This is a genomic window from Klebsiella sp. RCJ4, from assembly GCF_009025755.1.
GTDB classification, from domain to species: Bacteria; Pseudomonadota; Gammaproteobacteria; order Enterobacterales; family Enterobacteriaceae; genus Klebsiella; species Klebsiella michiganensis.
In genome coordinates this window covers 72,991-79,333 of record NZ_WCIN01000002.1, presented here as the reverse complement: position 1 = coordinate 79,333, position 6,343 = coordinate 72,991, and the positions used below count along the sequence as shown (strand labels likewise).

General features: G+C 57.5%; 5 protein-coding genes. 2 read left to right on the top strand and 3 right to left on the bottom strand.

Going from position 1 to position 6,343, the window contains the following annotated elements; genetic code table 11:
* Window positions 1-112: 112 nt before the first annotated feature.
* Window positions 113-652 carry an AAA family ATPase gene (locus tag F8562_RS00860; RefSeq protein WP_042934351.1) on the bottom strand — a complete coding sequence of 180 codons (540 nt, stop codon included), beginning with the start codon at window positions 650-652 and terminating at the stop codon, window positions 113-115.
* A gap of 268 nt (window positions 653-920) precedes the next feature.
* Here F8562_RS00860 and ansP point away from each other — a divergent pair, with 268 nt between their 5' ends.
* Window positions 921-2,381, top strand: coding sequence for an L-asparagine permease (gene ansP / locus F8562_RS00855; RefSeq protein ID WP_014229250.1), 1,461 nt, complete (start codon window positions 921-923; stop codon window positions 2,379-2,381).
* Window positions 2,382-2,426: 45 nt separating this feature from the next.
* Here the strand turns inward: ansP and F8562_RS00850 are convergent, their stop codons facing one another.
* Together F8562_RS00850 and F8562_RS00845 are read right to left on the bottom strand one after the other, a co-directional pair.
* Complete coding sequence (locus tag F8562_RS00850) at window positions 2,427-2,648, bottom strand: YgdI/YgdR family lipoprotein (protein ID WP_009652277.1); 222 nt, start codon at window positions 2,646-2,648, stop codon at window positions 2,427-2,429.
* Between the two features lie 231 nt (window positions 2,649-2,879).
* Complete coding sequence (locus F8562_RS00845) at window positions 2,880-3,941, bottom strand: YncE family protein (protein WP_014229249.1); 1,062 nt, start codon at window positions 3,939-3,941, stop codon at window positions 2,880-2,882.
* 263 nt (window positions 3,942-4,204) lie between these two features.
* On the opposite strand from F8562_RS00845, the gene pqqU reads away from it, so the two are divergent.
* Entirely contained in the window at window positions 4,205-6,316 is a 2,112-nt protein-coding gene (pqqU, locus tag F8562_RS00840) for a TonB-dependent receptor PqqU (RefSeq protein ID WP_163467624.1), read from the top strand.
* Window positions 6,317-6,343 lie beyond the last annotated feature (27 nt).

Below are 6,343 nucleotides of genomic sequence, written 5' to 3'. Positions count from 1 at the left end.
TGCCACGTCACGGCATATTCCCCGGGTTGCGGCGTAAACGCCTTACCCGGGCTACGGGTTACCGACAATCTGCGGTCCGGTAGCCCGGCTACGCGCAGCGCGAGCCGGGGGATTATCGGCTATTCTGCCGAAGCTCGCGCACCAGCGCCTCGGTCTGCTGCTGGTCGCGTAAACGAACAAAGCGAATGTGTTGATACTGCGGGTCCTGCATATCCGCCAGGTAACGCCGGCGATTGTTGCGCCAGGTTTTCAGCGTCCAGAGAATAATAGAATCCCGGCTAAAGAAAGAGCGGCGGAAGGTTTCGCAATTGCCGGTGCCGGGCCACAGCTCCTGCCGTCGGATTGCGCGTGAAGCCGCGCGACGGACCGCCTGGCGGATCGTGCGCCAGAAGCTGTAGTCCACCCACACCACCAGATCCACATCGCGCCATTTTACCGGGCGGCTGCGGTTATAGTTGCCGTCCAGCACCCAGCCGGGCGCGGCGAGCGCGGCGGCGAGTTTGGCGTAGAACTCATCGTCCGGCGTCCCTTGCCACTCGGGCAGCCAGTAGAGCACATCCATTTCAATATAAGGCAGTGACAGTTCCTGAGCCAGCCGACGCGCGAGGGTGGATTTGCCGACGCCGCTGGTCCCTACTACGTTGATTTTCATCGTGGTCTCTCGGGCAAAACGCGGGCGGAGAATAATAGCGCAATAACGATAAAACGATGAGCAAAATTTCCCCGTCATGCGCGAACGCCGAAAATCTTCCGATCTCATTGATATTTAAGCAAGTGCTGTCCGCAAATCTTTTGCGTGCGTCCATTTTCCGATACGTGTAGGATTCTCCGCCATGCTCGCTTATCTCATTCCTCAGAATGATGAGAGAGCCAGCAGCACGAACCACTTCATGGACATTGACAGGAAAATAGCGACATCAATGAATACAAAACACTCTAGCGTGGCGGAGCAGCACGCTGCCAAACGCCACTGGCTGAACTCGCAGGAGTCGGGCTACCACAAGGCGATGGGCAACCGTCAGGTGCAGATGATTGCCATCGGCGGCGCGATTGGTACCGGCCTGTTCCTCGGCGCGGGCGCGCGCCTGCAGATGGCCGGACCGGCCCTGGCGCTGGTTTATCTGGTCTGCGGCCTCTTCTCGTTCTTTATCTTACGCGCGCTGGGCGAGCTGGTGCTTCATCGCCCCTCTAGCGGCAGCTTCGTCTCCTACGCCCGCGAGTTCCTCGGCGAAAAAGCGGCTTACGTTGCGGGCTGGATGTACTTTATCAACTGGGCGATGACCGGGATCGTCGATATCACCGCCGTCGCGCTGTATATGCACTACTGGGGCGCGTTTGGCGACGTTCCGCAGTGGGTCTTCGCCCTCGGCGCGCTGGCGATTGTCGGCACCATGAACATGATCGGCGTGAAATGGTTCGCCGAGATGGAGTTCTGGTTCGCGCTGGTGAAAGTTCTGGCGATCGTCGCGTTTCTGGTGGTCGGGACTATTTTTCTTGGCAGCGGAAAGCCTCTGGATGGCAATGCCACCGGTTTCCACCTGATTACCGATAACGGCGGCCTGTTCCCGCACGGCCTGCTGCCGGCGCTGGTGCTGGTACAGGGGGTGGTGTTCGCCTTCGCCTCTATCGAACTGGTGGGTACCGCCGCTGGCGAGTGTAAAGACCCGCAGACCATGGTGCCGCGCGCCATTAACAGCGTTATCTGGCGTATTGGTCTGTTCTACGTTGGCTCAGTGCTGCTGCTGGTGCTGCTGCTGCCGTGGAATGCCTATCAGGCCGGGCAGAGCCCGTTCGTCACCTTCTTCTCGAAGCTGGGCGTGCCGTATATCGGCAGCGTGATGAATATCGTGGTGTTAACCGCCGCGCTCTCCAGCCTCAACTCCGGCCTCTACTGCACCGGGCGTATTCTGCGCTCCATGTCGATGGGCGGTTCGGCGCCGAAGTTTATGTCGAAAATGAGCCGCCACCACGTGCCCTACGCCGGGATTCTGGCGACGCTGGGCGTCTATGTCGTTGGGGTATTCCTCAACTACCTGGTGCCTTCGCAGGTATTTGAAATTGTCCTTAACGTCGCGTCGCTGGGGATTATCGCTTCATGGGGCTTTATTGTGGTGTGCCAGATGCGCCTGCGTAAGGCGATCAAGGAAGGCAAAGCGGCGGACGTTAGCTTCAAGATGCCGGGTGCGCCCTTCACCTCCTGGCTGACCCTGCTGTTCCTGCTTAGCGTGCTGGTATTAATGGCTTTCGATTATCCGAATGGGACTTATACCATCGGTTCGCTTCCGCTGATTGCCGTTTTGCTGGTCGCCGGCTGGTTTGGCGTGCGCAAGCGCGTGCATGACATTCATAGCACCGCGCCGAATATTGAAAAACAGCAATAAATCACGTTGCGGTTTGCCTCACCGGGCAAACCGCAAAGGCACAACTTAATTATCCTCCACCAGCTGAGCCACATCGCTGCTGTTAATCTGGCGCTTATTGCCCGACTCATCAGTATAGCTGGTCATTCCGGTATCTTTATCCAGCTTCGGCTTGCCCTGCGTTACGATAGTCTGCCCGCTTTTTGTCGTCATGACATAGTTTGAGCTACAGCCCGCCAGAAGAGCCAGCATCGCGCCGGCGCAAACAACCATTAATGATTTTTTCATCTTTTCTCCAGGATTAATGCCACCGTCCCGCTTGCGCAGGAAAGTTGTAAGTTTATAGCCATTACATTTATCAGGCTAATAAGTGTTTGTAACAGAGGGTGATATCTGGATGGGTGCGGTTTTCGGGCAGACAGAAACAGTGCATTTTGTAGGCCGGGTGAGGCGTAAGCCGCCACCCGGCTGCAGTGCGAGCACACTGATGGCGGGAGAGGTTGCCCCCTCCCGTCAGGATCACAGCGCGATGCGGATAACGTCATCCGGCTGGGTCGCCTCTTTCTGACGCGTCGACTCCTGCTTCACGCTGACGTACAGCGTTTTACCATCGGCGGAGAGCGTCAGGCTGTTCGGATGAGTCGGCGTTTTGAAGGTCTTGACCACTTTGTAGGTCTTACCATCGATCACGCTCACTTCTCCGGCTTTACGGTGCGTCACGTAGGCTTCATTGCGGGTCGGGTTAAACAGCACGGCCAGGGACTCCGGCGCGGCGATTTTCTCCAGCACTTTGCCATCGCGAATATCGACCACCAGCACTTCCGGCTGTTTACCGTCGGTGATAAAGGCGCGATGTCCGGCGGTATCCAGACTCAGGTTGAGATAGAAGTGCTCTTTGCCATCATCCTGCAGCTTTTTACGCGACAGGATTTTGTTGCTGGTGCTGTCGATAGTCACCAGTTCCCCGTCAGCATTGGTGGTATAGATACGGTTCGCTTCCGCGTCCAGCGCCAGGCCGGTCGCCATTGCGCCAGTATTGGCGATGGTGTCTTTCAGCGTTAGCTTGTCGCCATCCACCACCCAAATCACGCTCTCTTTACCCAGCCCGGTGATGTAGACGGTGTTGGTTTTCTCGTTGACCGCCAGCTCGCGCGGGGCCAGCGGACGTACGGTTTCGCTGCGCTGGCGGGCGTCAAGCACCAGACGCCCTTTCACTTTCCCGGTTTTAGCATCAATGGCGGTGACGGTGCTGTCGGTGGTGTTGCCAAACCACAGGGTCTGAGTGGCGTTATCGATCGTCGCGCCGAAGGGTTTCAGATCGTTATGAATAATCTGCGTGACTTCGAGAGTCGTCGGATCGAGACGGTAAACGATACCGCCTTTATCCAGCGAACGGCTTTGCGAGGTGGCCACCCACAGCGCATTCTCCTGCTGGCTATAGGCCATTTCGTATGCGCCCTTGCCGACGGCTTTGCGCAGCATTTCTTCCGCCGCGTGGGCGCTAAAGCTCCCCGCCAGCAGTAACGAAGTTAACAACAGTGAACGGCGCAGACGCGGCGCGGACAGATGACGTAATGACATGACGACTCCCTTTGATAAAACAAATATATGCCTGCTCGACAGTGCTTCCGGGGCGCAAAATCATCGCTTTGCGCTCTTCTTTGGAATGCGAATAGTAATCATTATTTATCGCAATGTGGAGCGTTAATTACCCGTAGCGCTCTCGGCATCACGCAATTCTTGCTATTTGTTAACTCAAATTCCGTTAAGTCTTTTCAAAAAATTTACAAAAGAGCTAACATATATACATATGTTCCGTTTGGTTCGTTTTGTGAGTAACTTTGATGAAAATCCTTTCCGTGCGCGCCGCCGCGCTCCCCGCTCTGATTTTGCCGCTGGTCTCCGCAGGGCCAACCGCTCTCGCCGCTGAACAGACCATGGTGGTTACCGCCGCGCCGTCGGCGGTTTCTGAACTCGATACCCCCGCCGCCGTTAGCGTGGTTAACGGCGATGAGATGCGCCAGGCCGCGCCGCGGGTAAACCTCTCCGAGTCGCTGGGCGCGGTACCGGGACTGCAGGTGCAAAACCGCCAGAACTACGCGCAGGATCTGCAGCTTTCGATTCGCGGCTTCGGGTCCCGCTCCACCTACGGCGTGCGCGGGCTGCGTATTTACGTCGACGGTATCCCGGCCACCATGCCCGATGGCCAGGGGCAAACCTCGAATATTGATATTGGCAGCCTCGATTCGCTCGAGGTGCTGCGCGGGCCTTTTTCCGCCCTGTACGGTAACTCCTCCGGCGGGGTGATCAACGCCACCAGCCAGACCGGAAGCCAGCCGCCCACTATCGAAGCCAGCAGCTACTACGGCAGCTTTGGCACCTGGCATTACGGTATGAAAGCGACCGGCGCGGTGGGCGACGGCAGCCACGCGGGCGACGTCGACTACGTGGTTTCCACCAACCGCTTCACCACCCACGGCTCCCGCGACCATAGCGGCGCGCGTAAGAATCTCGCCAACGCGAAGCTCGGCGTGCGTATCAATGACGTCAGTAAGCTGACCCTGCTGTTTAACAGCGTGGATATTAAAGCTAATGACGCGGGCGGCCTGAGCTACGACGAATGGCAAAATAATCCGCGCCAGTCGCCAAGAGGCGATGAGTACAATACCCGCAAAACCATCAAACAGACCCAGGCCGGTTTACGCTACGAGCGACAGCTGAGCGAGCAGGACGATCTGAGCGTGATGATGTACGCCGGTGAACGTGAAACCACCCAGTATCAATCGATTCCTCGCGCTCCGCAGCTCAAACCCACCCATGCTGGCGGCGTTATCGACCTGACGCGTCACTACCAGGGGATTGATACCCGCTGGACCCACCGCGGCGAGCTGCTGGTGCCGGTCACCTTTACCACCGGTCTTGATTACGAAACCATGAGCGAGCGCCGCAAAGGTTACGAAAACTTTGTTATGAGCGACGGCGCGCCGCAGTACGGTGAAAAGGGAGACCTGCGCCGCAACGAGCGTAACCTGATGTGGAACGTCGATCCCTATCTGCAAACCCAGTGGCAGCTCACCGAGAAACTCTCTCTGGACGCGGGCGTGCGCTACAGCTCGGTTTGGTTCGATTCCAACGATTATTACATTACGCCGGGCAACGGTGATGACAGCGGCGAGGCCAGCTATCATAAATGGCTGCCGGCAGGATCGCTGAAATATGCGGTAACCGACGCGTGGAACGTCTACGTCTCCGCCGGCCGTGGTTTCGAAACGCCGACCATTAATGAGCTTTCCTATCGCTCCGGCGACCAGGGCGGGCTGAACTTTGGCCTGCAGCCGTCCACCAACGAAACCGTTGAAATTGGCAGCAAGGCGCGTATCGGCAACGGCCTGTTGACCGCCGCGCTGTTCCAGACCGACACCGACAATGAGATTGTCGTCGACGCCAGCAGCGGCGGGCGTACCAGCTACAAAAACGCCGGGAAAACCCGTCGCCAGGGGATGGAGCTGGGGCTGGATAAGCAGTTCGGCGAGAGCTGGCGTTTAAAAGCGGCCTGGACCTGGCTGGATGCGACCTATCGTACCAACGTCTGTGATGATACCAGCTGTAAAGGCAATCGCATTCCGGGGATCGCCCGCAACATGGGCTATGCCTCCTTTGGCTACCAGCCCGAAAAAGGCTGGTACGCGGGCAGCGATATTCGCTATATGAGCGATATTATGGCTAACGATGAGAACTCCGCCAAAGCCCCATCCTGGACGGTGGTCGGCCTGACGACTGGCTATAAATGGAGCTACGGCAAAATGGATATGGATCTGTTTGGCCGCGTCGATAACCTGTTCGACCGCAGCTACGCGGGCTCGGTTATCGTTAACGAATCCAACGGCCGCTACTACGAACCGGCGCCGGGCCGTAATTACGGTATCGGTCTAAATCTGGCATGGCGGTTTGAGTAACGCTTAATTGCGGGACCTCAACGGGAT

What these genes read in the sequence shown, in the direction of transcription:
- F8562_RS00860 (WP_042934351.1), bottom strand. Translation starts at nt 652, where the DNA reads ATGAAAATCAACGTAGTAGGGACCAGCGGCGTCGGCAAATCCACCCTC.
- ansP (WP_014229250.1), top strand. Translation starts at nt 921, where the DNA reads ATGAATACAAAACACTCTAGCGTGGCGGAGCAGCACGCTGCCAAACGC.
- F8562_RS00850 (WP_009652277.1), bottom strand. Translation starts at nt 2,648, where the DNA reads ATGAAAAAATCATTAATGGTTGTTTGCGCCGGCGCGATGCTGGCTCTT.
- F8562_RS00845 (WP_014229249.1), bottom strand. Translation starts at nt 3,941, where the DNA reads ATGTCATTACGTCATCTGTCCGCGCCGCGTCTGCGCCGTTCACTGTTG.
- pqqU (WP_163467624.1), top strand. Translation starts at nt 4,205, where the DNA reads ATGAAAATCCTTTCCGTGCGCGCCGCCGCGCTCCCCGCTCTGATTTTG.